General features: G+C 71.5%; 21 protein-coding genes, 1 tRNA gene and 1 pseudogene. 10 read left to right on the top strand and 13 right to left on the bottom strand.

Translation table 11 applies throughout. The features are described 5' to 3' along the window. The first annotated feature begins 30 nt into the window (after nucleotides 1-30). Nucleotides 31-435 carry a nucleotidyltransferase substrate binding protein gene (locus tag FJ694_RS12655; RefSeq protein ID WP_157267601.1) on the top strand — a complete coding sequence of 135 codons (405 nt, stop codon included), beginning with the start codon at nucleotides 31-33 and terminating at the stop codon, nucleotides 433-435. Next, nucleotides 432-833, top strand: a complete 402-nt coding sequence (locus tag FJ694_RS12660; RefSeq protein ID WP_198320810.1) for a nucleotidyltransferase family protein — start codon at nucleotides 432-434, stop codon at nucleotides 831-833. The genes FJ694_RS12655 and FJ694_RS12660 overlap by 4 nt, the downstream gene beginning before the upstream one ends. On the opposite strand, the gene FJ694_RS12665 is transcribed toward FJ694_RS12660, so the two are convergent. Next, nucleotides 770-1201 carry a DUF4148 domain-containing protein gene (locus FJ694_RS12665; RefSeq protein WP_157267602.1) on the bottom strand — a complete coding sequence of 144 codons (432 nt, stop codon included), beginning with the start codon at nucleotides 1199-1201 and terminating at the stop codon, nucleotides 770-772. The genes FJ694_RS12660 and FJ694_RS12665 overlap by 64 nt on opposite strands. Before the next feature lie 188 nt (nucleotides 1202-1389). Here FJ694_RS12665 and trkA point away from each other — a divergent pair, with 188 nt between their 5' ends. Both trkA and FJ694_RS12675 read left to right on the top strand, forming a co-directional pair. Then, entirely contained in the window at nucleotides 1390-2880 is a 1491-nt protein-coding gene (trkA, locus tag FJ694_RS12670; protein WP_157267603.1) for a Trk system potassium transporter TrkA, read from the top strand. An 18-nt stretch (nucleotides 2881-2898) separates the two neighbouring features. Continuing rightward, on the top strand, nucleotides 2899-4356 hold the full coding sequence (locus FJ694_RS12675) for a TrkH family potassium uptake protein (protein WP_157267604.1): 1458 nt from the start codon (nucleotides 2899-2901) through the stop codon (nucleotides 4354-4356). A gap of 30 nt (nucleotides 4357-4386) precedes the next feature. On the opposite strand, the gene FJ694_RS12680 is transcribed toward FJ694_RS12675, so the two are convergent. From FJ694_RS12680 to prfB, 9 genes are all read right to left on the bottom strand, one after another. Continuing rightward, complete coding sequence (locus FJ694_RS12680) at nucleotides 4387-5937, bottom strand: methyl-accepting chemotaxis protein (RefSeq protein WP_157267605.1); 1551 nt, start codon at nucleotides 5935-5937, stop codon at nucleotides 4387-4389. Nucleotides 5938-6105: 168 nt separating this feature from the next. Then, on the bottom strand, nucleotides 6106-6954 hold the full coding sequence (locus FJ694_RS12685) for an alpha/beta hydrolase family protein (RefSeq protein ID WP_157267606.1): 849 nt from the start codon (nucleotides 6952-6954) through the stop codon (nucleotides 6106-6108). A 122-nt stretch (nucleotides 6955-7076) separates the two neighbouring features. Beyond that, complete coding sequence (locus FJ694_RS12690; RefSeq protein ID WP_157267607.1) at nucleotides 7077-8282, bottom strand: DUF3182 family protein; 1206 nt, start codon at nucleotides 8280-8282, stop codon at nucleotides 7077-7079. A gap of 113 nt (nucleotides 8283-8395) precedes the next feature. Further along, nucleotides 8396-9322, bottom strand: coding sequence for a DUF72 domain-containing protein (locus FJ694_RS12695; protein ID WP_157267608.1), 927 nt, complete (start codon nucleotides 9320-9322; stop codon nucleotides 8396-8398). A 32-nt stretch (nucleotides 9323-9354) separates the two neighbouring features. Further along, nucleotides 9355-10320: a glucokinase gene (locus FJ694_RS12700; RefSeq protein ID WP_157267609.1), complete on the bottom strand. Its 966-nt coding sequence runs from the start codon at nucleotides 10318-10320 to the stop codon at nucleotides 9355-9357. Between the two features lie 96 nt (nucleotides 10321-10416). After that, nucleotides 10417-10492 (bottom strand) — tRNA-Thr (locus tag FJ694_RS12705). Nucleotides 10493-10688: 196 nt separating this feature from the next. Continuing rightward, nucleotides 10689-11708 carry a class 1 fructose-bisphosphatase gene (locus FJ694_RS12710; RefSeq protein ID WP_157267610.1) on the bottom strand — a complete coding sequence of 340 codons (1020 nt, stop codon included), beginning with the start codon at nucleotides 11706-11708 and terminating at the stop codon, nucleotides 10689-10691. A gap of 46 nt (nucleotides 11709-11754) precedes the next feature. Continuing rightward, on the bottom strand, nucleotides 11755-14457 hold the full coding sequence (gene pepN, locus FJ694_RS12715) for an aminopeptidase N (RefSeq protein ID WP_157267611.1): 2703 nt from the start codon (nucleotides 14455-14457) through the stop codon (nucleotides 11755-11757). 84 nt (nucleotides 14458-14541) lie between these two features. Then, a protein-coding gene (gene prfB / locus FJ694_RS12720; RefSeq protein ID WP_157267612.1) for a peptide chain release factor 2 occupies nucleotides 14542-15646 on the bottom strand; the annotation gives its coding sequence in 2 pieces (ribosomal slippage) (nucleotides 14542-15564 and nucleotides 15566-15646; 1104 coding nt in all). 138 nt (nucleotides 15647-15784) lie between these two features. On the opposite strand from prfB, the gene FJ694_RS12725 reads away from it, so the two are divergent. Next, nucleotides 15785-16102: a DUF4212 domain-containing protein gene (locus FJ694_RS12725; RefSeq protein ID WP_157267613.1), complete on the top strand. Its 318-nt coding sequence runs from the start codon at nucleotides 15785-15787 to the stop codon at nucleotides 16100-16102. A gap of 1 nt (nucleotide 16103) precedes the next feature. Continuing rightward, the gene (locus FJ694_RS12730; protein ID WP_157267614.1) at nucleotides 16104-18197 is read left to right on the top strand and encodes a VC_2705 family sodium/solute symporter; all 2094 of its coding nucleotides are present in this window, start codon (nucleotides 16104-16106) and stop codon (nucleotides 18195-18197) included. Between the two features lie 184 nt (nucleotides 18198-18381). Here the strand turns inward: FJ694_RS12730 and FJ694_RS12735 are convergent, their stop codons facing one another. After that, nucleotides 18382-19329 (bottom strand): alpha/beta fold hydrolase, encoded by a 948-nt coding sequence (locus tag FJ694_RS12735; RefSeq protein ID WP_157267615.1) that lies wholly within the window; start codon nucleotides 19327-19329, stop codon nucleotides 18382-18384. A 118-nt stretch (nucleotides 19330-19447) separates the two neighbouring features. Between FJ694_RS12735 and FJ694_RS12740 the strand changes: the two genes are divergently transcribed. The 4 genes from FJ694_RS12740 (at nucleotide 19448) to FJ694_RS12755 (ending at nucleotide 23835) form a co-directional block, all read left to right on the top strand. Further along, nucleotides 19448-21223 carry an acetate--CoA ligase gene (locus FJ694_RS12740; RefSeq protein ID WP_157267640.1) on the top strand — a complete coding sequence of 592 codons (1776 nt, stop codon included), beginning with the start codon at nucleotides 19448-19450 and terminating at the stop codon, nucleotides 21221-21223. A 97-nt stretch (nucleotides 21224-21320) separates the two neighbouring features. After that, nucleotides 21321-22214, top strand: coding sequence for an Hsp20/alpha crystallin family protein (locus FJ694_RS12745; RefSeq protein WP_157267616.1), 894 nt, complete (start codon nucleotides 21321-21323; stop codon nucleotides 22212-22214). Nucleotides 22215-22261: 47 nt separating this feature from the next. Beyond that, complete coding sequence (locus FJ694_RS12750) at nucleotides 22262-23326, top strand: aldo/keto reductase (protein WP_232540007.1); 1065 nt, start codon at nucleotides 22262-22264, stop codon at nucleotides 23324-23326. 20 nt (nucleotides 23327-23346) lie between these two features. Beyond that, entirely contained in the window at nucleotides 23347-23835 is a 489-nt protein-coding gene (locus FJ694_RS12755) for an aminoacyl-tRNA deacylase (protein ID WP_157267642.1), read from the top strand. Nucleotides 23836-24048: 213 nt separating this feature from the next. On the opposite strand, the pseudogene FJ694_RS12760 reads toward FJ694_RS12755, so the two are convergent. After that, nucleotides 24049-24249: pseudogene (locus FJ694_RS12760) on the bottom strand (dodecin); the annotation flags it as partial. 140 nt (nucleotides 24250-24389) lie between these two features. After that, a complete protein-coding gene (locus FJ694_RS12765; RefSeq protein ID WP_157267618.1) occupies nucleotides 24390-25091 on the bottom strand; it encodes a DUF2238 domain-containing protein in 702 nt (233 codons plus the stop codon). Between the last annotated feature and the right edge of the window lie 70 nt (nucleotides 25092-25161).

Consider the following 25161-nt stretch of genomic DNA (forward strand, 5'->3'; position numbering starts at 1 on the left):
GCCGTGAATGCCGCGGGAAGGAAGCACGCCATGGAACTCGACATCACGCCGCTGGGACGGGCCGTCGCGCGCCTGGATGAAGGCTTGCAGCGCTATCAGCGAGATATCGGCGACGACCAGATCCGCGACGGCCTGATCCAGCGCTTCGAGTTCACCTACGAGCTCTCGCACAAGATGCTCAAGCGCTACCTAGAAGCGGCCTCCGCCAGCCCGGCCGACTTCGACGCCATGGACTTCCAGACCCTGGTCCGCACCGGCAACGAGCAGGGCCTGCTGCTGGGCGACTGGCCGGCATGGCGGACGTGGCGATACCTGCGTGCACGCACCAGCCATACCTATAACGAGGACGTGGCGCTGGAGGTGGTGGCTGCCATCCCGGGTTTCCTGGCGGAGGCGCGCCACCTGCTGCAGCGGCTGACGGAACGCACCGGATGAAGGCCGCCATCGAGCCCATGCCTGCCGTGGCACTGCGCCCGGCCGAATGGGACATCGTGCGCGCGATCCTGGCGCGCTGGGTGCCGGACCGGCCGGTGTGGGCGTTCGGCTCGCGTGTCACCGGCCGCTGCAAGCCTTATTCGGACCTGGACTTGGCCGTGGGCGGTGCGCAGCGCCTGCCGGCGTCGCTGCTGGCGGCGCTGGCTGAGGCGTTTGTCGAGTCTGACTTGCCTTTCAAAGTAGACGTGCTGGACTGGAATGCCGCCGACGCGTCGTTCAAGTCCTTGGTGAGTCCACAGCGGGTGCCCGTGCAGCCGGGCACCTCGGACGACTCTCAGCGCCGCGCCACCCCCTGCGCCCCCGAGTACGGCGCCGGCTCGAAGGGCGCGCTCTCGTAGCCGCGCCGGTAGGCGTTGCCCGCGCCCACGAACACCTCGCCGCGGGCAATCGCCTCGGCCAGCTCGGCCTTGACCTGCGCGCGGGTCTTGCCGGTGGGCAGGCCCGCCAGCGGCGCTGGGGCGGACTCGTGCACCGTGTAGTTGGCGCTGGCGGCCGGCGGCACGCCGCCGTGCGACACCTCGCCGCGCGCCACTGCCTCGGCCAGCTCGGCTTTCACTTGCGCGCGCGTCTTGCCCGGCACGGCGTCGGCGAAGGAGGGCGGCGCCGATTCGCGCAGCACGCTGGAGAGGTCAGCGGCCTGGCTGTTGAAGCTCAGCAGCGCGGCGCAGGCGGCGGCCAGGACGGTGGTGACCAGGGTGGCTTTCATGGCGGACCTTTCGGCAACAGGGTGGAACAAGGGGTCCAGCCACATCGGCGGGGTGACAGGTTCTGGCGCCCGGGCTGGTGCATCCAACTTTGGGCGCCGGGATTCACGCCGGCTTCAAGCAGCGGTCACGTTTTGGTCACCGCGTCCGGCTTGCCGCCGGCAGTGCCGGGGATGAAGATGCCCGCCGCATGAACATCGTCATCCTGGGAGCCGGCCGCGTCGGCGAGAGCGTGGCCGAAAGCCTGGCCTCCGAAGCCAACGACATCACCGTCATCGACACCGACCCGGCGCGGCTAGCGCTGCTGCAGGACCGGCTCGACCTGCGCGGCGTGGCCGGCAACGGCATCCAGCCCTCGGTGCTGCTCGACGCGGGCATCGGCGACGCCGACCTCTTCATCGCCTGCGCGCAGCTCGACGAGTCCAACCTCGTGGCCTGCAAGGTCGCGCGCCAGCTCTTCAACGTGCCCACCACCATCGCGCGGCTGCGCAGCCCGGAGTTCCAGGAGGGCATGCCGCTGACCACCGAGCGCGAGGGCTTCGGCGTGGACCGCGTCATCTGCCCCGAGGAGTCGGTGATGCGCTCGATCTGGCAGCTCATCCGCTACCCCGAGGCGCTGCAGGTGCTGGAGCTGGCGCAGGGGCTGCTGAGCCTGGTGGCGGTGCGCGCCGTGGCCGGCGGGCCGCTGGTGGGGCACCGGCTCGACGAGATCCCGAAGCTCGTGCCCGGCGCCGACATGCGCATGGTGGCCATCTACCGCCAGGACAAGGCCGTGGCCGACGTCTGCGGCAGCACCTGCATCGAGCCCGGCGACGAGGTCTTCGTGCTCAGCCCCAGCGGCCAGCTGCGCCGCGTGCTGGGCGCGTTGCGCGAGCGCGACCGCCCGGTGCGCCGCATCATGATCGCCGGCGGCGGCCGCGTGGGCCTGCGCCTGGCGCGGCAGCTGCGCGGCGAGGTGCAGGTCAAGATCATCGAGGTCAGCCGCGGGCGCTGCGACTACCTGGCCACGCAGCTGCCCGGCGACGTGCTGGTGCTCAACGGCGACTCCACCGACGAGGACCTGCTGGGCGACGAGAACGTGCAGGACATGGACCTGTTCCTGGCCCTGACCAGCGACGACGAGGACAACATCATGGCCTGCCTGCTGGCCAAGCGCATGGGCGCGCGCCACGTGCTGGCGCTCATCAACCGCAAGGCCTACGCCGACCTGGTGCAGGGCACGACCATCGACATCGCGCTGTCGCCGGCGCAGGCCGTCATCGGCGAGCTGCTGGCGCACGTGCGCTGGGGCAACGTCGAGGCGGTGCACTCGCTGCGCCACGGCACGGCCGAGGTGCTGGAGGCGGTGGTCAGCGGCGACGCCGGCACCAGCAAGCTCGTGGGCCGGCGCATCGACCAGATCCCGCTGCCCGCCGGGGCCCAGATCGGCGCCATCGTGCGCGGGCTACCCGACCCGCACGAGGGCGGCGAGCCGCGGCGCGAGGAGCGCGGGCGCGGCGGCCGCGGCGGCCTGGCGCTGCGCCGCCGGCGCGCGGCCTCGGAAGTGGAGCAGGCCCGCATCGTCATGGCCCACCACGACACCGAGGTGCTGGCCGGCGACCACCTCATCGTCTTCCTGCCCAACAAGAAGCAGGTGCGCGAGGTGCAGCGGCTGTTCCAGGTCTCGCCCCTGTTCCTCTGATCGCCGGGAACCGCGCGCATGCAGACCCTGCTGCCCGTGCTCGCCATGCTTGGCGGGGCACTGATGATGTTCGCCGGCGCGATGCTGGTGCCGCTGGCCTTCTCCTTCTTCGGCGGCGACGCGGCGCTCTACGCCTGGGACGGCGCCATCGCCATCACCTTCCTCTCGGGCCTGGCGCTGTTCCTGCTGGGCCGGCGCGTGCGGCGCGAGCTGCAGCCGCGCGACGGGCTGCTGCTGGTGAGCTCGGTGTGGACGGTGCTGCCCCTCTTCGGCGCGCTGCCGCTGCTGTTCCACATCGAGGGCCTGTCCTTCACCGACGCCTACTTCGAGGCCGTCTCGGGGCTGACCACCACCGGCGCCACCGTGCTCACCGGGCTGGAGCACCTGCCGCTGTCGATCAACGTCTGGCGCTGCCTGATGATGTTCATCGGCGGCATGGGCATCCTGGTGCTGGCCGTGGCGATCCTGCCCATGCTGGGCGTGGGCGGCTCGCAGCTGTTCCGCGCCGAGACGCCGGGCCCGATGAAGGACCAGAAGCTCACCCCGCGCATCGCCCACACCGCGCGCGGCCTGTGGAGCATCTACTTCGGGATGTCGCTGGCCTGCTTCCTGGCCTACCGCCTGGCCGGCATGGGCTGGGCCGACGCCTTCATGCACATGTGCACCACCGTCAGCCTGGGCGGCTTCGCGGCCTACGACGCCAGCTTCGGCGCCTTCGATTCCGCGGCCATCGAGATCGTGGCCACCGTCTTCATGATGCTGGCGGGCGTCAACTTCGCGCTGTACTTCATGGTCTGGCGCCGGCGCAGCCTGCGCGCGCTGCTGTGCGACGTGGAGGCGCGGCTGTTCCTGGGGCTGCTGGTGTCGGCGACGCTGGTGCTGACGCTGTTCCTGATGTCGCACCGGGTGTATGCGGACTTCGGCGAGACGCTGCGCCACACCGTGTTCCACGTGGTCTCGATCGCCACCACCACCGGCTACGCGACCCGGGACTACGCGCTGTGGCCGGCGTTCGGGCCGCTGCTGCTGCTGTTCCTGTCGTGCTTCACCAGCTGCGCGGGCTCCACCGGCGGCGGCATCAAGCTGGTGCGCTCGCTGCTGCTGATGAAGTGCGCGCAGCGCGAGTTCAAGCGCATCGTGCACCCGCGCGCGGTGGCGCCGGTGACGCTGGGCGGCGCGGCGGTGGACGCCAACGTGCTGCAGTCGGTGCTGGCCTTCATGCTGGTGTACGGCGCGGTGATGGTGCTGGCCACGCTGCTGCTGCTGTTCTCCGGGCTGGAGCCGGTGACGGCCTTCACCGCGGCGCTGGCCAGCATCAACAACCTCGGCCCCGGGCTGGGCGTGGTCGGGCCGGCAGGCAACTTCCAGCCGCTCAGCGACTTCCAGGTCTGGGTCTGCACCGTGGCGATGCTGCTGGGCCGGCTGGAGCTGTTCTCGCTGCTGGTGCTGTTCACCGGGTCGTTCTGGCGCAAATGACGGACGCGGGCCCGGGCGGCCCGCTGCGCCTCACGCCAGCCGGAAGCGCCGCACCGACAGCGTCAGCGCCTCGGCCTGGTCGCGCAGGCTCGCGGCCGCGGCGGCCGACTCCTCGACCAGCGCGGCGTTCTGCTGCGTGACCTGGTCGAGCTGCGACACCGCCTCGTTGACGCCGCCGAAGCCCTGGGACTGCTGGCTGGCCGCCTCGGTGATCTCGCGCACGATGTCGGAGACGCGCTGCACGTTGGCCACCACCTGGCCGATGGTCTCGCCCGCCGCGCTGGCCTCCTGGGCGCCGGCGGCGACGCGGTCCACGCTCTCCGAGATCAGCGTCTTGATCTCGCGGGCGGCAGTGGCGCTGCGCTGCGCCAGGGCGCGCACCTCGCTGGCCACCACGGCGAAGCCGCGGCCCTGCTCGCCCGCGCGCGCGGCTTCGACCGCGGCATTGAGCGCCAGGATGTTGGTCTGGAAGGCGATGCCGTCGATGACGCCGACGATGTCGCCGATGCGCCGGGAGCTCTGGTTGATCGCGTCCATGGTCTGCACCACCTGGAGCACCGCGGCGCTGCCCTGGCCGGCCACGCCGGCGGCGGCATCGGCCAGCCGGCTGGCTTCGGTGGCGGAGTCGGCGTTCTGGCGCATGGTCTGGGCGATCTGCTCGACCGTGCTGGCGGTCTGCTGCAGGCTGGCCGAGGCCTGCTCGGTGCGCACGCTCAGGTCGTGGTTGCCGTGCGCCACCTCCGCGGTGGCGGCGCCGATGCCGTCGCTGCTGCGGTGGATGTCGCCGACCAGGCGGCGCAGCGACTCCTGCATCGTCGCCAGCGAGCCCAGCAGCCGGCCCACCTCGTCGCGGTGCCCGCGGGGCACGTCGGTGCTGAGGTCGCCGGCGGCGATGCGCTCGGCCGAGGCCTGCGCCAGCGACAGCGGACGCACGATGCCGCGGTTGAGCAGCCAGCCCAGCACGCAGGCCAGCGCCACGCAGGCCGCGGCCGTCACGTACAGGTGCTGCAGCGTCGTGTCCAGCTTCTCGGCGCTGGCCGAACCCAGCGCTTCGCTGCGGGCCTGCTCGTACTGGAACAGCGCGCTGGCCTCGGCGGCATAAGCCTGCGTGGCGAGCACGAAGGCGCGCGTGGCCTGCTCGATGGCCGCGGCGTTGCCGCCGGCGGTGGCGGCATTGGCCGCGTCGCGCGCGGCCAGCCAGGCCTTGCGCGCCTCCACCACCCTGGCCTGCGCCGCGATGCCTTCGGGCGTGGTCTCGATCTCGGCGAAGCGGTTCTGGACCTCGGTGGTGCGCTTCGACAAGGCCTGGATGTCGGCGCCGAAGTGGTCCGCCAGGCGCTTGTCGCCGCTGAGCACGATGGCCATGGTGCGCTGGCTGTTGACGCGGATGTTCTCGCGCCATTCGGCGGCCAGCAGCAGCCGTTCGCGCTGCTGCCCGATGAGTTCGAGCGTCTGTTCACGCGCGGCTGACAGGTCGGCCCAGGCCGTGGCGGCCAGCACGAGGATGATCAGCACGACACCGGCGAAGCCCAGCGCGAGCCGGGCGCCGATGCGCAGGTTGTGAAGGAAGGCAAGGGGCATGGTGGAAATCCGGGATGGGGATAGCGCCCGCCTGGAGCGCAGAACCTCATCCCTTCGGCCCCGGGGCCCGGGCGCTTGAGGTGCCCGTGCCCGGATTCACACGCCCGTGCCAGCCCCTGCCAACAAGGTCACGCCGCTTGTGCCTGTTGCCGGTCTTGCCGCGCCGCTTCACCGCGCCAGCGGCGGCGCCTCCGGCTCGGCCTCGCTGGGCGCGGCCTGTTCCGCCGCCACCTTCCCGGCCACGGCCTTGGACGCCTGCGCCGCGGCCGCGTCGCCCGGGCGCCGCGCGCTGGCCAGCATCTCGCCCAGCCACTGCGTCAGCAGCGCGCTGTAGGCGCGCTGCATGGTCGGGTCGGTCAGGCCGTGGTCGGCGCCGGCCAGGCAGCGGTAGGTCAGCGAGCGGGCCTGCAGGCAGGCCTCGCGGTAGCTGGTGATCACGGGGTGCGGCACGGTGTCGTCGTGCTCGGACTGCACGATGAGCACGTCGCCCTCGAAGTCGGCCACCGCGCGCAGCGCGCGGTTGTCGTCGGGCTTGATGAAGCTGCGGCGGTAGGCCTTCAGGTCCTGGTCCTTGTGCAGCTGCACTTTCGGCACCTCCCAGCCGGTGTCGATGTAGAGAGCCGGCACGCGCAGCGCCAGCCAGCGCACCTTGCGCATCGCGGTCAGGATCGCTGCCAGGTAGCCGCCGTAGCTGCTGCCCACCACGGCGATGGCGTCCGCATCGACGTGCGGATGGCGCGCGAGCCGGTCGTAGGCGGCGAGCACGTCGCGCAGGTTGCTCTCGCGCGAGACCTGCTCGCGCTGCTCCTGGGTGTCGGCATGGCCGCGCAGGTCGAAGGTCAGGCACACGCAGCCCAGGGCCGCGATCTCGCGCGCGCGGGTCAGGTACTGCTCCTGGGAGCCGCCCCAGCCGTGCACGAACAGCACCCCGGGCATGGCGGTGCCGGGGGTGACGACGGTGGCGTCGATGCGCGTGGCATCGACCTCGATCTCGATGGCGTGCTCCCGGGTGCTCATGGATGAATCAGTCCTTGATCGGTGGGCGGCGGACCCGGTGCGCCGGCTTGGCACCTGCGGCCCGCCGCCCGGCGGGGGCCGTTCATCCTTCGATACCTCAGGACGAACGGAAGAAGGGGTCGTCAGTCCTCGTGCAGCAGCGCGTACTTGGTGATGGGGCCGACGTGCTCGTCCACGCCGCAGTAGTACAGGACGGCGCGGCTGGGCAGCTCGGCGGGCTCGCCGTGCGCCTCGACGGTGGAGGCGCGGGCGCTGGTGCGCGCCGGGTCCTCCAGCAGCGCCTGCAGCGCCGCCACCTCCGCGCCGCTGGCGCCGCCGATGCGCCAGGACTGCTCCAGCACGCCGGCGCAGGCCCGGCCCGCGGCGTCCTGGCCGCGCACCACGTCGTAGTTGGCGCGCGAGGCCATGAAGCCGGCAAAGCACTCGCGCGCGGCCTCGTGGTACACGCGCGTCAGCGCCACGGCCTGCTCGGCATGCGGATCGCCCGCCTCGCGCGCGAGCTGCTCCAGCCGCTCGAAGCCGCCGCGCACCACCGTGAGCGTGGAGCCGCCATAGACCTCCTGGCCGTGGCGGTTGCGGGTGTTGAACTGGGTGCCGAAGTAGCACGCCTGCAGCGCGCCCAGGCGCACGAGGCCGATGCTGTAGGTCTGCAGCTCGCCGGCCAGGTTGCGCTCCAGCACCAGGCCGTGGCGCTGCAGCTCGGCGGCGTCCAGCGCCTCCAGCGCGGCCTCGAGCGCCCGCGCGTCGCGCACCACCGACTGGCCGGAGCCGCCGATGCCGCGGGCGGGCTTCACCCGCACCTCGCCGTCTTGCAGCAGCGCCAGGCCCGCGGCGCGCGCGTCCTCCAGGCTGAACACCGACCAGCCCGGCAGCACGCTGCCGCGCACGCGCTCGCCGAAGTCCGGGCTCCAGCCGGCGGGCGCGGCGGCGTCGGGCCGCCACAGGCCGTGGGTGATGACCTTGGTGGCGACGAAGGGCGCGGGCACCACGCCGCCGAACAGGTCGTCCTCGCCGCGGATGCCCAGGCGCCGCGCGGCGTCGAGGGACATCAGCGTCTCGTTGGGCACCACGTAGCCCAGCGAGCCGGTGGCGCCCTCGGCCGTGCCGTCGGCGAAGTCGCAGCCCATGAGCGCGGCCAGGCGCCGCGCCACGCCGCGCTGGGTGGCGATCTCGTGCTCGCGCGCGTCGGCGCGGCAGGGGTAGAAGGTCAGGCGCTCGTGCGCCGTGAGCCGCTCGGGCGGCGGCGCGGCGAAGGGCGCTTCGCCCAGGCCCAGGGGCGGATGCCGGTGCCAGCCATTGGCCGACGGGACGAGTACTGCTTCGTTCATGGTCGGAAACCCCGCTTCGGTCGGCGCAAGTGCCGGATGCGGGGATTTCGGCAACGGCTGTGCCCAGCGAGCGCTCGCTTCGGCGCGGGGCCACCCGGCAAGTTCAGCCGCGTTCAGCGCGCCAGGTGCAGCAGCTTCATCAGCGTGGCGGCGTTGCGCTGGCCCTGGTCCTCGAAGTTGTTGTTGAAGACGACGTGGCAGCTGGCCACGCGCGCGGCGAGCTCGCGCAGGTGCCGGGCGATGTCTTCCAGCTCCGCGTCGGGGTAGTCGTAGTTGAAGCGGTCGGAGGCCGCGGGGCCGGTGGCGTTCCAGGTCTCGGTGTTGCGCCCGTGCAGGCGCAGCAGCGCCACGGCCGGGTGCGTGGCCTCCCACAGCGCCGGCACGCTGTTGCTGAAGCCCTGCGGGCCGTCCACGACGGTGTGCACCAGGCCCAGGTCGCGCAGCAGCGCCAGCGTCGAGGCGCGGTTCTTCTCGTCGAACCAGCTGCGGTGGCGGAACTCGACGCTGAGCGTGTGCACGGGCATGTGGCCGACGCACTCCTCGACGTGCTCCAGCCCCTGCCGGTTGCACACGATCCAGGGCGCGAACTGGAAGTGCACCAGGCCCAGCCGGCCCGCGTCCTGCAGCGGCTGCAGCGCGCCCTGGAAGCGGCGCCAGAGCTCGGTGCGGATCTCCGGCGGCACGTGCTTCCAGTACAGGTTGCGCCCCTCGGGCCAGGCCAGCGCCTGGCGCAGGTCCTCGTGCAGCACCTTCGTCTGCGTCTGGTGCCCGGTGAAGAGCCGGAAGGCCTTCACGTTCATGGTGAAGTCCGCCGGCGTGCGCTCGGCCCACAGCCGCGCCGTGGTGGGCGAGGGCATGGCGTAGTAGGAGGAATCGACCTCGACCAGCGGGAACTGCGCGGCGTAGTGGCGCAGCCGCGCCTCGGCGCTGGTGGCCTCCTTCGGATAGAAGCGGCCGCTGTCGATCAGCGACTTGTCCGTCCAGGACGCGGTGCCGACCAGGATGTTGTTGCTTGCGCCGTCATCCTTGCCGGAACCCATCGCATCGCTCCCGTGCGCCCGAAGCCGCGCCTTCAGTCCTGCTGCAGCGCGCGCGCCGCGCCCAGCAGCGCGGGCTCCTCGGCGCGGATCACCCAGGTCGGGATGCGGCCGAGGTAGTCGCGGTAGCGGCCCTTGGCCTCGAAGGCGGCCCGGAAGGGCGACCGCGCGAACCAGTCGCCCAGCCGCGCCACGATGCCGCCGCCGACGTAGACGCCGCCGCGCGCGCCCAGCGTCAGCGCCAGGTTTCCGGCGGCCGCGCCCAGCAGCGCGCAGAAGCACTCCAGCGCCTCGGTGCACTGCGCGTCGGCGCCGGCCAGCGCGCGCTGGCTGATGTCGGCCGCCGCGAGCGGCTGCACCGGCACGCCGTCGAGCGTGGCGATGGCGCGGTAGAGGTTCTCCAGGCCCATGCCCGAGACGGCGCGCTCGACCGAGACGTGCTCGTGCCGCTGCCACAGCACGCGCAGGATGTCGGCCTCGCGCGCGCAGGTCGGCGCCAGCGTGGCGTGGCCGCCTTCGCCGGCCACGGCCAGCCAGCGCCCGCCGGGGCCGCGCACCAGCGAGGCCATGCCCAGCCCCGTGCCCGGGCCGATCACGACCTTGGGCGCGCCCTCGGCCGCGCTGCCGCCGCCCACGGCCTCCAGCTGCGCGCCGGCCAGGCCGGGCACCGACATCGCCAGCGCCTCGAAGTCGTTGAGCATGCACAGGCGCCGCAGCCCCAGCGCCTGGCGCGTGGCCTCGATCGAGAAGCGCCAGGGGCTGTTGGTCATCTGCAGCCAGTCGCCCTCGATGGGGTTGGCGATGGCGACGGCCGCCTCGCGCAGCGCGGGGCGCCCCAGCGGCGCGAGGTAGGCCTGCACCGCCGCGGCCAGGTCGGCGTGGTCGGCGGTGGCAAGCGTTTCGATGGCCTGCAGGTGGCCAAAGTCGTCGAGCAGCGCGAAGCGGGCGTTGGTGCCGCCCACGTCGCCCACGAGGCGCAGGGTGTCGGGTCCGGGCTGCATGGTCGGGTCTGCCTTGGTTCGCCTTGTCGGGTCAGCGGTTGCGCCCCAAACGAAAAAGCCCTGGCTTCGCAAGAAACCAGGGCTTCACGTTGTTTGTGGTGCCGGTGAAGAGAGTCGAACTCCCGACCTTCGCATTACGAATGCGCTGCTCTACCAACTGAGCTACACCGGCGCCGTCAAGACCAAGATTATGGCACGCTTTTGAGTGCACCCGCAAGAGGGATTGAAGAAATTCTTCAGGCGGTTGCGGGCGGGACGCAGGGCGGGTGGGGCAGGTGGGGCTCACGGTGCTGGCTGGCGCAGTGCGCGGGAAGGTTCGCGCCAGCGCCGGCAAGCCCCGTGCCCTCATTGCCTGCCGCGTCTCATGCTCACTGCTGCGATGCCTCGGCGTGGTAGCCGGTGACGCGCTCGACCTCGTGCTTCGAGCCCAGGATCACGCTCACGCGCTCGTGCAGCTTGGTGGGCTGGATGTCGAGGATGCGCTGCTGGCCGTTGGTGGCGGCGCCGCCGGCCTGCTCGATGAGGAAGGCCATCGGGTTGGCCTCGTACATCAGGCGCAGCTTGCCGGGCTTGCTCGGCTCGCGCGCGTCCCAGGGGTACATGAAGACGCCGCCGCGGCACAGGATGCGGTGCACGTCGGCCACCATGGAGGCGATCCAGCGCATGTTGAAGTCCTTGCCGCGCGGGCCCGTGGTGCCGGCCAGGCATTCGTCGATGTAGCGCTTCATGGGCGGCGCCCAGTGGCGCATGTTGCTCATGTTGATCGCGAACTCCTTGGTGTCGGCCGGCACCTGCACGTTCTGCTCGACCAGGAACCAGCCGCCGAGCTCGCGGTCGAGCGTGAACATCACCACGCCCGCGCCCACGGTCAGCACCAGCGTGGTCTGCGGGCCGTAGACGCAGTAGCCCGCGGCCACCTGGGCGCGCCCGGGCTGCAGGAAGTCGGCCTCGCTCACGCCCTCGTGCTCGGGGCTCTTCTTGAGCACCGAGAAGATGGTGCCGATGCTGACGTTGACGTCGATGTTCGAGGAGCCGTCGAGCGGGTCGAACAGCAGCAGGAACTCGCCCTGCGGGTAGCGGTTGGGGATGACGTGGATCTCGTCCATCTCCTCGCTGGCCATGGCCGCGAGGTGGCCGCCCCACTCGTTGGCCTCGATCAGCACCTCGTTGGAGATGATGTCGAGCTTCTTCTGCACCTCGCCCTGCACGTTCTCGCTGCCGGCGCTGCCCAGCACCTCGCCCAGAGCGCCCTTGTTCACGGCGATGGCGATGCGCTTGCACGCGCGCGCCACCACCTCGATCAGCAGCCGCAGCTGCGCCGGGATGTTGCCGTGCTCGCGCTGCTGCTCGACGAGGTATTGGCTGAGACTGACTCGCTTGCTGCTCATGGCTGGGGCCTCCTGGTGATGGTGGTGAATGGCTTCATGGATGCGTTCATGGGGCCGCCGCCGCTTCCACGGCGTCGTCGGCCAGCGCGCGGGTGACGATCTCGCGCACGTCGCTGGACAGGTCGGGCTTGGCCGCCACGCGGGCAATGGCCTCGCGCGCCGCGCCGCGGTAGGGCTCGGCCAGCTTGCGCCAGCGGTCCATCACGCGCGCCAGGCGTGCGGCCAGCTGCGGGTTCATGGCGTCGATCTCCATGACGCGCTCGGCCCAGAACACGTAGCCCGCGGCGTCGGCGCGGTGGAAGGCCGCCGGGTTGAACATCGTCAGCGAGAACAGCAGGCTGCGCGCGCGGTTCGGGTTGCGCAGCGAGAAGTCCGGGTGCTTCATCAATGCCTTGACGCGGGCGAAGACGCGGCCCTCCTGCTCCGGCGCGCGCGCCTGCAGCGCGAACCACTTGTCGAGCACCAGCGCGTCGTTCCTGAACAGGGCGTGGAACTTCGCCAGCGCGGGCTCGGCCAGCTCGGCATGCGACTCGACCAGGGCCGAGAGCGCACCGAGCCGCTCGGTCATGTTGGTGGCGTCCTTGAAGCGCTGGTAGGCGCGGCCCGGCCACACCGGGTCGCCGCTGCGCTGCGCGTGCAGGCACAGCATCGACAGCGCCAGGTTGGCCAGCGCGCGCCGCCCGGCTTGCGCCACCGAGGGCTCGTAGGCCTCGTGCGTGGCGAGCTGCTCGTAGATGGCGGCCCAGTCGGCGTGCAGCCGCTCGGCCAGTTGCCGGCGCATCGACTCGCGCACCGCGTGCACCTGCTGCGGATCGACCACCGCCAGCTGCTCGGCCACGTAGCCCTCGCTGGGCAGCTGCAGCACCAGCTCCTTGAACGAGGCGTCCAGGCCCGGGTGGTGCAGCACGGCGCGCATGGCCTCGACGAAGGCGTCGTCGAGCTGCGCCGGCGCCTGCCCCGAGGCGGCGGCGCACAGGCGCGAGAGCGCCAGCTTCTGGCCCGACTCCCAGCGGTTGAAGGCGTCGCTGTCGTGCGCCAGCAGCACCAGGCGCTCGGCATCGGTGAGGCCGTCGTCGAGCGTCACCGGCGCGGAGAAGCCGCGCAGCAGCGAGGGCACCGGCGCGGCGTCCACGTTGACGAACACCCAGCTCTGCTGCGGCTGCTCCAGCACCAGCACGCGCGAGGTGGCGCCGGGGTTGTCCTCGCCTTCGAGCTGCAGCGCCAGCGACGTGCCGTCACCCGCGAGCAGCCCCATCGCCACGGGAATGACGAAGGGCTGCTTCACCGGCTGGCCGGGGGAGGGCGCGCAGCGCTGTTGCAGCGTCAACGTGTAGCGGCGGCCCTCGGCGTCGTAGCTGCCGCGCGCGGTCACGGCCGGCGTGCCGGCCTGGGCGTACCAGCGCTTGAAGGCATCGAGCCGCACCGACAAGGCGCTGTCAGGGTTGGCATCCGCGATCGCCTGGGCGAAGTCATCGCAAGTGACGGCCTGCCCGTCGTGCCGCGCGAAGTACAGGCTCATTCCCTGGCGGAAGCCTTCGCGGCCCACCAGCGTGGCCATCATGCGCACGACCTCGGCGCCCTTGTCGTAGACGGTGGCGGTGTAGAAGTTGTTGATCTCGGCGTAGCTGTCCGGGCGCACCGGGTGGGCCATGGGGCCGGCGTCCTCGGGGAACTGCGCCGCGCGCAGCTGGCGCACGTCCTCGATGCGGCGCACGGCGCGCGCGCTGGCGCCGCCGCTCATGTCCATCGAGAACTCCTGGTCGCGGTAGACGGTCAGGCCTTCCTTGAGGCTGAGCTGGAACCAGTCGCGGCAGGTGATGCGGTTGCCCGTCCAGTTGTGGAAGTACTCGTGGGCGACCACGCTTTCCACGCCGAAGAAGTCGATGTCGGTGGCCGTGGCCGGGCTGGCCAGCACGAACTTGGTGTTGAAGATGTTGAGGCCTTTGTTCTCCATGGCCCCCATGTTGAAGTCCTCGACCGCCACGATCATGAAGCGCTCGAGGTCCAGCGGCAGCCCGAAGCGCGCCTCGTCCCACACCACCGAGGCGATGAGCGAGTTCATCGCGTGCTCGGTCTTGTCGAGGTCGCCGCGGCGCACGAACACCTGCAGCAGGTGCTCGCGGCCGCTGCGGGTGCGGATCTTCTGCTCGCGCGCCACCAGGTCGGCCGCCACCAGCGCGAACAGGTAGCTGGGCTTGGGGAAGGGGTCGTGCCACTTGGCGTAGTGGCGCCCGGCCGCAAGCTCCCCTTGCTCGACCAGGTTGCCGTTCGAGAGCAGCACCGGGTACTTCGCCTTGTCCGCGCGTAGCGTGACCGTGTAGACGGCCATCACGTCGGGTCGGTCGAGGAAGTAGGTGATGCGCCGGAAGCCCTCGGCCTCGCACTGCGTGAAGAAGCCGTTGCCGCTGGTGTAGAGGCCGGAGAGCTCGGTGTTCTTCTCCGGGCAGCAGCTGTTGCGGATCTCGAGCAGGAAGGACTCGCCTTCGGGCGGGTGGTCGATCACGAGCATGCCGTCCTCGTGGCGGAAGCTCACGCTCTCGCCGTTGGCCAGCACGCGCAGCAGCGTGAGGCCCTCGCCGTGCAGGCGCAGCGGCTGCGGCGCGGCCTGCGCGTCGCGCTCGATGAGCAGCTTCGAGCTCACCAGCGTCTTGGCCGGCTCCAGGTCGAAGCAAAGGTCGACGCTGCGGATGCGGAACGCCGGCGCGAGGTAATCCTCGCGGCGGACCAGGGTGACGGTGCCTTCGCGCATGGGCTGCTGCTCCGGTGCTTGTCGGGTGACGGTTGATGTGGGCCGGGCCGGCCGCTGCGAGCGGACCGGCCCGGGATGCGGGGCTTACAGGCCCTGCTTGAGGCTGGCGGCAATGAAGTTGTCGAGATCGCCGTCGAGCACCTTCTGGGTGTTGGAGATCTCGACGTTGGTGCGCAGGTCCTTGATGCGGCTCTGATCGAGCACGTAGGAGCGGATCTGGTGGCCCCAGCCCACGTCGGTCTTGGCGTCTTCGAGCTTCTGCTGCTCGGCCATCTTCTTGCGCATCTCGTGCTCGTACAGGCGCGAGCGCAGCATCTGCCAGGCCTCGTCGCGGTTGCGGTGCTGCGAGCGGTCGTTCTGGCACTGCACGACGATGCCGGTGGGGATGTGCGTGAGGCGCACGGCCGAGTCGGTCTTGTTGATGTGCTGGCCGCCGGCGCCGGAGGCGCGGAAGGTGTCGGTGCGCACGTCGGCCGGGTTGATGTCGATCTCGATGGAGTCGTCGACTTCCGGGTACACGAACAGCGAGGCGAAGCTGGTGTGGCGCCCGCCGGAGCTGTCGAAGGGGCTCTTGCGCACGAGGCGGTGCACGCCGGTCTCGGTGCGCAGGTGGCCGAAGGCGTAGTCGCCCTCGACCTTGATCGTGGCGCTGCGGATGCCGGCCACGTCCCCTTCCGTCTCCTCCATGACCTCGGTCTTGAAGCCCTTGCGCTCGCAGTACTTGAGGTACTGGCGCAGCAGCATGCTGGCCCAGTCGCAGGCCTCGGTGCCGCCGGCGCCGGCCTGGATGTCGATGAAGCAGTTGCTCGGGTCGGCGGGGTTGTTGAACATGCGGCGGAACTCGAGCTGCTCCACCACGGCCTGCAGGGCCTGCGCCTCGGACTCGATGTGCTCCAGGGCGGCCACGTCCTCGTCGGCCTTGCTCATCTCCCAGAGCTCGAGGTTGTCGCCGAGGTTGCGCTCGAGGTGGTTGATGGTCTCGACCACCGTCTCCAGCGTCTTCTTCTCGCGCCCGAGTTCCTGGGCGCGCTTGGGATCGTTCCAGACGCTGGGGTTCTCCAGCGCGGCGTTGACTTCGTTCAGGCGGAGCGCTTTGCGGTCGTAGTCAAAGATACCCCCTTAGCGCACTGGTGCGCTCGCTCAGGTCGGTCAGCAGGCTGCCGATGGCGTTGATGCGTTCGATGTCCATGTGTGGGGACCCACGGTCGGTGATGCTTGGAAGGGGTGGAATTTTCGCACGCGCGCCATGCCGGGCCGGGCGGCGCGGGCGATGTAAGAAAATCCGGCCCCGGCAGTCCGGCCCACGGCCTGCCGCACGGGAGGAGACATGGACACGCAGGGCCGCCAACAGGCCGACATTCCCAATGACGGCCCGGCCCGCGCGGACGCGGCCGAGCCCGCCGCGGCGCGGCACTGGCGGCTGACGCTGCGGCTGACGGCGGCGCTGCTGCTGGCGTGGTTCGTGGCCGGCTTCGTGGGCGTGTTCTTCGCCACCGAGCTGCGCCAGCGCTTCTTCGGCTGGCCACTGGGCTTCTGGTTCGCCTCGCAGGGCGCGCTGCTGGTGTTCCTGGCCATCGTGGCGGTGTATGCCTGGGCCATGGGCCGCATCGACGCCGCCACCGGGCTGGCCGAGGAGGAGGGCTGAGATGGCGGCACCGCCGGTCACGCGCTCGTTCTCGCCGCAGCGTTTTCGCGCCCGGCTGCACCTCATCTACATCGGCTTTGCGCTGGGCTTCATCGCCTTCGTGGCGCTGCTGGGGCTGGCCGAGCACCTGGCCGGGCTGTCCAAGCGCTGGATCGGCTTCGCCTTCCTGCTCATGACGGTGCTGGTCTATGCCGGCATCGGCATCCTCAGCCGCACCACCGACCCGGCCGAGTACTACGTGGCGGGCCGGCGCGTGCCGGCCTTCTACAACGGCATGGCCACCGCCGCGGACTGGATGAGCGCGGCCTCCTTCATCGGCATGGCCGGCACGCTCTACCTCAGCGGCTTCGGCGGCCTGGCCTACATCGTGGGCTGGACCGGCGGCTACTGCCTGATGGCGCTGCTGCTGGCGCCCTACCTGCGCAAGTTCGGCCAGTACACGATTCCCGACTTCCTGGGCGCGCGCTACGAGGGCCACCTGCCGCGGCTCATCGGCGCGGCCTGCACCATCCTGGTCAGTTTTACTTATCTCGTTGCCCAGATTTATGGGGTGGGCCTGATCACGGCGCGGCTCACGGGGCTGCCCTTCGAGGTGGGCGTGTTCGTGGGCCTGGGCGGGGTGCTGGTGTGCTCGTTCCTGGGCGGCATGCGCGCGGTGACGTGGACGCAGGTGGCGCAGTACATCGTGCTCATCGTGGCCTACCTGGTGCCGGTGTGCTGGCTCGCGGCCAAGCAGACCGGCCTGCCGCTGCCGCTGCTGGTCTACGGCGTGCAGCTGGAAAAGGTGAGCGAGCGCGAGCAGCAGCTCAAGCTCGACATTGCGGAGAAGGAGGTGATCGCCACCTTCCAGGGCCGTGCCGACGCCTACGCGCGCCGCCTGGAGAACGTGCCCGCGGCGCTGGAGGCCGAGGTCGATGCCGCCAAGGCGCGCGTGGCGCGGCTCAAGCACACCAACGCGCCGCAGTCGGAGATCCACGCCGCGGAGCGCGCGCTGGCGCAGCTGCCGCACAACGAGGCCGAGGCGCGCCGGCGCTGGGAGGCGGAAAAGGCCGCCAACGAGGCGCGCGCGCGGCCGCTGGCGGGCATGCCCGAGCATGCCGTGCCCTTTGCCGGCGAGCCCGACGGCGACCCGCTCGCGCGCAGCGGCCCTGAGGACTCGCGGCGCAACTTCCTGGCGCTGGTGTTCTGCCTGATGGTGGGATCGGCGGCGCTGCCGCACGTGCTCACGCGTTACTACACGACGCCCAGCGTGCGCGAGGCGCGCGCCTCCGTGGCGTGGAGCCTGTTCTTCATCGTGCTGCTCTACGTCACGGCGCCGGCGCTGGCGGTGCTGGTCAAGTACGAGATCTTCAACGTGCTGGTGGGCACGCCCTTCGACCAGCTGCCGGCGTGGATCGCCAACTGGTCGAAGGTCGATCCGGCGCTGCTGTCGGTGCAGGACGTCAACGGCGACGGCATCTTCCAGCTCGGCGAGATGAAGATCGGCGGCGACATCATCATGCTGGCCACCCCGGAGATCGCCGGGCTGCCCTACGTCATCGCCGGCATGGTGGCTGCCGGCGGCCTGGCCGCGGCGCTGTCCACCGCTGACGGGCTGCTGCTGAGCATCTCCAACGCGCTGGGCCACGACACCTACTACCGCGTCATCAACCCCGGCGCGCCCACCGCGCGGCGCGTGACCATCTCCAAGGCGCTGCTGCTGGTGGTGGCGCTGGCCGCCGCGGCCGTGGCGGCGCAGAAGCCCGCGGACATCCTGTTCCTGGTCTCGGCCACCTTCTCGCTGGCGGCCTCGGCCTTCTTTCCGGCGCTGGTGCTGGGCATCTTCTGGAAGCGCGCCACGCGCACCGCCGCCTGCTGGGGCATGGTGCTGGGGCTGGGCAGCGCGGTGCTGTACATGGTGCTGACGCAGCCCTGGCTGCGCCGGCTCTTCGGCATCGAGGCGCCGCTGGAGCTGCTGTGGGGGCTGCACCCGGTCTCTGCCGGCGTGCTGGGCGTGCCGGTGGGCTTCATCACCATCGTGCTGCTGAGCTTCTTCACCCGCGCGCCCTCGGCCGAGACCCGGGCGCGCGTGGCCGACTGGCGCCACCCTGGGTAAACCCGAAGTGACCTGGATCAATTGAGCTGAATCAAATCCACTCGATCAGGGGGTGCCTAACCTGTGCCGCATACAAGAGCGACGCAGGAGACCGACATGCGCAAGCTGGAAAAGTGCATCGACCGCCTGGGCGGGGCCGAGCTGCTGCTGGTCAGCCTGGTCGTGATCGGCGTGCCGGCGCTGTTTAGCGCGCTGGTGTGACTCCCGGCGCGGCGCCAGGCGCCGCGTCCGCATCCAGGAACTCCTCGACCAGCTCCGCCAGCGCCCGCGGCTGGTCGTGGTGCAGCATGTGGCCGCAGCGCGGCAGCACCTCGCGCCGGTGCGGCGGCAGCGTCGCCATGCGGGCCTCGAAGTCCGCGCGCGGATAGGCCGCGCCCCAGCGGCGCAGCACCTCGGTGTCTTCGCCCTCGACCCACAGCAGCGGCGCCGCGATGCGCGCCCATGCCGCCAGCGCTTCCTCCTTGCGGTAGAGCACCGGGTTCACGCGCTTGTGCGCCGGGTCGGCGCGCAGCCGCCAGGCGCCGGCGCCGTCGGATTCGGCCCAGTGCGCGGCCAGCCAGGCGGCCTTGTCCGCATCCAGGAACGGGTCGTTGGCGCGCAGCCGCGCGGCCACCGCCTCCAGGCTGGCGTAGGGTTTCAGCGCCGGCGGCGCCTTGAGCTCGTCGAGCCACTTCTCCAGCCGCGACGGCGCCTGCGCGGCACGGCTGTCGGGCATGCCGAAGCCTTCCAGGTTGACCAGGCGCCGCACGCGCCCCGGCCGCACGCCGGCATAGACCATCGCCACGTTGCCGCCCATGCTGTGGCCGACGAGGTCCACCGGCGCGTCGGGGCTGAGCGCGTCGAGCAGCGCGTCGAGGTCGCCCAGGTAGTCCGGAAACCAGTAGGCGTCGGCGCCGGGCACGGCGCTGCGGCCGAAGCCGCGCCAGTCCGGGGCCACGATCCAGCGCGGCGCCTGCAGCGCATCCACCAGGAACTGGAACGACGCGCCCACGTCCATCCAGCCGTGCAGCAGCACCAGCAGTGGGCGCTGCGGCGCCGCCAGCGCCGGCTCGCCCCAGCACTGCAGGTGGTACTTCAAGCCCCGGATGTCCAGGAAGCGGCTGGCGGCGGGGATGCGCGGTTCGTAGCTCATGCGCCGCATGCTAGGCCAGCCGCGGGTTGTGCCGGGCTGGCAGCCGCCATAGGCGCTCCTAAGCTGTCCCGCCATGCGAACCGACCCTGACATCCCCCGTTCCGAGGCCGCCGAGCCGATGGCGTCCTCTCCATCGACGCCCGACCGCCACGCCGCCCTGGCACAGGCCTGGCGCTGGCGCGTGCCGGCCGACTTCAACATTGCCCAGGCCTGTTGCAGGCGCTGGGCGCGCGAGACGCCCGGCGCCGTGGCGATCCGGCAGGTGGCGGCGGACGGCCGCGTCGAGACCGTCAGCTACGCCCGGCTGCAGGCCGACGTGAACCGCCTCTCGCACGCGCTGCGCCGCCTGGGCGTGGCGCGCGGCGACCGGGTAGCGATCGTGCTGCCGCAGCGCATCGAGACGGCGGTGGCGCACATGGCGGTGCACCAGATCGGCGCCGTCGCCATGCCGCTGACCACGCTGTTCGGCCCCGAGGCGCTGGAATTCCGGCTGCGGCACAGCGAGTCGGTGCTGGCCTTGACGGACGAAAGCGGCATCGAGGCGCTGCGCGGCCTGCGCGCGGCCGTGCCGACGCTGCGCACGCTGCTGGCCGTGGGCCAGGCGCAGGGCCGCGGCGACGCGGACTGGGACGCGGCGCTGGCGGCCGAGTCCGACGCCTTCGAGCCCGCGGCGACCAGCGCCGAGGACCCGGCCATCCTGATCTACACCAGCGGCACCACCGGCGCCCCGAAGGGCGCGCTGCTGCCGCAGCGGGCGCTGCTGGGCAACCTGACCGGCTTCGTCGCCAGCCAGAACGGCTTCGACCTGCCGGCGCCCTGGGGCCTGCCGGCGCTGGACGCGGGCCGGACCGGGCCGGCCTCCATCCCCGCGCCCGGCCCGTTCTGGAGCCCGGCCGACTGGGCCTGGACCGGCGGCCTGATGGATGTGCTGCTGCCCGTGCTCTTCTTCGGCCGCGAGGTGCTGGCGTATCGCGGCCGCTTCGATGCGGTGCGCGCCTTCGAGCTGCTGCAGGAGCATCGCGTCACGCACAGCTTCCTTTTCCCGACGGCGCTGAAAGCCATGATGAAAGCCGTGCCGCAGCCGCGCGGACGTTTCACGTTGCGCCTGCGCGGCCTGATGAGCGCGGGCGAGGCGGTGGGCGACGCCGTCTTCAACTGGTGCCGCGACGAGGTCGGCGTGGTGGTGAACGAGATGTTCGGCCAGACGGAGGTGAACTACATCGTCGGCAACTGCGCCACGCCCCGGACCGCCGACGGCCGCGTGGCGCAGGGCTGGCCGGCACGGCCGGGCAGCATGGGGCGCGGCTATCCCGGGCACCGCGTGGCCGTGATCGACGACGCCGGCAACGTCTGCCCGCCCGGCGTGGTGGGCGACGTGGCGCTGCACCGCCTGGACATGCACGGCGACCCGGACCCGATCTTCTTCCTGGGCTACTGGCGCAACGAGGAGGCCACGCGCGCGAAGTTCACGGGTGACCCGGCCAACAGCTGGTGCCGCACCGGCGACATGGCCGAGATGGATGCCGAGGGCTACCTCTGGTATCGCGGGCGCAGCGACGACATGTTCAAGGCGGCGGGCTACCGCATCGGCCCGGGAGAAATAGAAAACTGCCTGCTGAAGCACCCGGCGGTGGCCAATGCGGCGGTGGTGCCGAAACCCGACGCCGAGCGGGGTGCAATCGTGAAAGCCTTCGTGGTGCTGGCGGCCGGTTTCCAGGGCGACGCGGCGCTGATCGAGGAGTTGCAGCAGCACGTGCGCGGGCGGCTGGCGCCCTATGAATATCCCAAGGAAATCGAGTTCATCGAGCAGCTGCCGATGACGACGACGGGGAAGGTGCAGCGGAAGGTGTTGAGGGAGCGGGAAGCGGCGCGGGCTTCAAGCGGACAGGGCTGAGCGTCCGGGTGCGGGCACGGTGGATGCCCGCCCGGAGCGCCGGCCGGCCGCGGGCATCGCCGCGGCGCCGGCTTCGTCGGATGAGGAGCCTTCGACCATGGACCAGTCCCAGCAATCCGGCGCCGCCGGCCCCACGTCTTCCTCGCAGCAGGGGGCGCAATCGTCGTCCTCGACGAGCAGCACCCAGCAGGAGCAGTTCAGCGCCGCCGCCGGCCAGCAGGGCGGTGCGTCCGGCGGCAGTGCCGCCGGCAACGGCGGCGCCGGCTCGCAGCAGGGTGCTGCCAGCGGCAGCGACGACACCTCCCGCCGCAGCGGCAACCCCTACACCGACTTCTTCAGCCGCCGCGGCACCAGCCCGATGGACCTGCTCAAGCGCCTGGACGAGGACGTGGACCGCCTCTTCCACGAGTTCGTCGGCGGCGGCCGCGAGAAGCTGCGCAGCCGGCTGCGCGGCTGGAGCGGCGGCGGCCAGGCGGTGGATGCCCCGGCCGCCGCGGGCAGCAGCGGCGGCACCGACGAGAGTTACACCGAGGCGCCCGGCACGGCCGGCGGCTCCGGCGTCGCCATGGCGCCGGGCGGCGGCTGGCTGCCCGAAGTGGAAGTGTCCGAGCGCAACGGCAAGCTGGTCGTGCATGCCGACCTGCCGGGCCTGTCGCGCGAGCAGGTGCAGATCGGCTTCGAGGACGGCCAGCTCGTGCTGGCGGGCGAGCGCCGCAGCACGCAGACCTCCGTGCAGCCCGGCGGCTACTACCGCACCGAGCGCACCTACGGGCATTTCAAGCGCGTCATCCCGCTGCCCGAAGGCGTCAACCCCGACACGGCGCAGGCGGGCTTCCACAACGGCGTGCTGGAGGTGTGCTTCGACATGCCGCCGCGCCACACGCGCACGCGGCAGATCCCGATCAACGACGGGCACCCGAGCGCCGCCCCGGCCGGCGGCACCGGAATGGCCGGTGGCGCGGGCGCGGCGGGCAGCGAGGTCGGCAGCTGACACGCGGCGGGGGCGTGCCCCCCCTGAACCGATGGTGAGGCAAACTCATGTCCATGCTTGACACCGTCACCCTGGGCCGCAGCGAGCTGCGCGTCACGCCCATCTGCCTGGGCACCATGACTTTCGGCGAGCAGGTGGACGAGGCCACCAGCCACCGCATCCTGGACCGCGCGCTCGAGCGCGGCCTGAACTTCATCGACACCGCGGAGATGTACCCCGTGCCGCCCAGCGCCGCGCGCTACGGCGACACGGAGCGCATCCTGGGCTCGTGGTTCAGGAAGCACCCCGGCGCGCGCGAGCGCGTGGTGCTGGCGTCCAAGGTGGCCGGCCCCTCGCGCTACGAGTGGATCGGCGGCGGCGTGCCTGACCTGAAGCCCGAGCGCATCGTCCAGGCCTGCGAGGACAGCCTGCGCCGCATGGGCACGGACTGCATCGACCTCTACCAGATCCACTGGCCCGCGCGCCACGTGCCGATGTTCGGCGGCCTGTACTTCGAGCCGAAGAAGGTCCAGGAAGTCACCGGCATCGAGGCGCAATTGCAGGCGCTCGACCGGCTGGTGCGCGACGGCAAGGTGCGCGCCATCGGCCTGTCGAACGAGACGGCCTGGGGCGTGGCCGAGTTCGTGCGCCTCGCCGAAGCCGCCGGGCTGCCGCGCATCGCCACCGTGCAGAACCCGTACTGCCTGGTCAACCGCGTGGTGGACAACGGGTTGGACGAGGCCCTGTTCCACGCGCAGGTGTCGCTGCTGGCCTACTCGCCGCTGGGCTTCGGGCTGCTGACCGGCAAGTACGACCAGCGCGGCTTGAACGACGTGGACAACCCCGGGCGGCTGGCGCGGTTCGAGAGCATGAAGCAGCAGCGCTGGGGCCGTGTCGAGGCGCTGCAGGCGGCGCGCCACTACAACGCGCTGGCGCGCGCGCACGGCCTCACGCCCACGCGCATGGCGCTGGCCTGGTGCTATCGCAACTGGCGCGTGGCCAGCACCATCGTCGGCGTCACCAGCGTGGCGCAGCTCGACGAGAACCTGGACGCCTGGGACACGACGCTGCCGGCGTCGCTGCTCGAAGCCATCGACGACGTCCGCTGGTCGCACCGCGACCCGGCGCAGTGAGCGGGGGCGTCGGCAGCGAGATGGCGAAGAAGGAAAAGCACGTCAGCGAGACGCCCGCCACGCAGTTCCTGCGCCGCGCGGGCGTGGCTTTCACCGAGCACCCCTACGACTACGTCGATCACGGCGGCACGGCCGAATCCGCGCGCCAGCTCGGCGTGGACGAGCACGCGGTGGTCAAGACCCTGGTGATGCAGGACGAGCGCGCGCAGCCGCTGATCGTGCTCATGCACGGCGACCGCCAGGTCAGCACCAAGGCGCTGGCGCGCGAGATCGGCGTGAAGAGCGTCGAGCCCTGCAAGCCCGAAGTGGCGCAGCGCCACAGCGGCTACCTGGTGGGCGGCACCTCGCCCTTCGGCACGAAGAAGGCGATGCCGGTCTATGTCGAGGCGACGGTGTTGGAGTTGCCGGAGATCCGCATCAACGGCGGGCGGCGCGGCTACCTGGTGGGGATCGATCCGAAATTGCTGCCGACGCTGGTGGGGGCGAGGGCGGTGCGGTGCGCGCTGTAGGGCCTGCACACGCCGTATCGGCGGCCATGAAGCGGCCATAAGGCGACCTAAAGCGTCCATGGAAAAAGGCGGCCCCGCGGGCCGCCTGCATGCGCTTGCGCGAGGAGGGTGCTGCCCTCAGGCCGTCCCGATCCCGCTGACCCCGCCGGCCTGCGCGCCGCTGCCGCCGCCGCCCCCGCCGCCGTCCTCATCCCCGGCCGGGGTCTGCGGCGCCAGCCTGAACCCCACCTTGAGCGTGACCTGGTAGTGGCCGATGCGGCCATCGACGACGTGGCCGCGCGTTTCCACGACCTCGAACCAGTCGATGTGGCGCACGGTCAGCGCCGCGGTCTCGATGGCGTTGCGGATGGCGTCGTCGGTGCCGGTGGTCGAGGAACCCACCAGCTCGATGAGCTTGTAGACGTGTTCGGACATGGGTTGTTCTCCTGGCCGCGCCCTGGACTGCGGCGGTCCTGCGACGGCAGGCGCCGGCGGTGCGGCCAGCCTCTGGGGCAAGCCGTGCGCCGCCCCGGGCGGTCGGCGTCCCCCCTGAAACCGCGCACCGCGCGGCCGGCTCAGGCCGCGGAGGGCCGGTTGCGGCTGCCGCGGTTGTGCGGGCCCGCGCGCGGCGGCGCGTTCTGCTCGCGCGGCCAGGGCGTGGCCGCCATCTGCCGGTCCTGCAGCCGCGACAGCAGCAGCAGTGCCGCCAGTGCGCCCAGCAGCGCCATGAGCATGTCGGCCTGGCTGTCGGCGAGGTCGCCCTGCATGCCCATGAACTCCTCCAGCGGGCGCTGGAACAGCACCGCCAGGCGCCATTGCAGGATCTCGTAGCACGCGCTCAGCGCCAGCGCCACGCAGCCCGACAGCACGGCGGCCACGCCGCGCTGCGTGACCCAGCCGCGGCGCAGCAGCAGCTCGCGCACCACCATCGCCGGCACCACGCCCTGCAGGAAGTGGCCCAGCCGGTCGTACGGGTTGCGCGACAGGTCGAACACGTCCTCCAGCCAGAAGCCCAGCGGCACGCGCTGGAAGCTGTAGGCCGCGCCGGTGAGCACCACCAGCGCGAACAGCGACAGCAGCAGGTACGTCAGCGTGCTCAGGGGGTAGCGCCGGTAGGTCAGCAGTAGCACCGCGCCGACCAGCAGCACCGGCGCGGCCTCGGCCAGCCAGCCCACGCGGCTGTAGGGCTGCAGGCCCGAGACGACCAGCCCGGCCGCCACCACCCAGGCACAGGCCGGGTGCAGCGGGTTGCGCGGCGAAAGGGGGTTGAGATGCATGGGGTTGTCTCCACGGCGATCTTGGTCGCCATGTCAATCCCCCGAGCATTCCAGGTGCCCACCCCGGGTG

It is taken from the genome of Azohydromonas aeria (assembly GCF_009760915.1).
Classification (GTDB): Bacteria; Pseudomonadota; Gammaproteobacteria; order Burkholderiales; family Burkholderiaceae_C; genus Azohydromonas; species Azohydromonas aeria.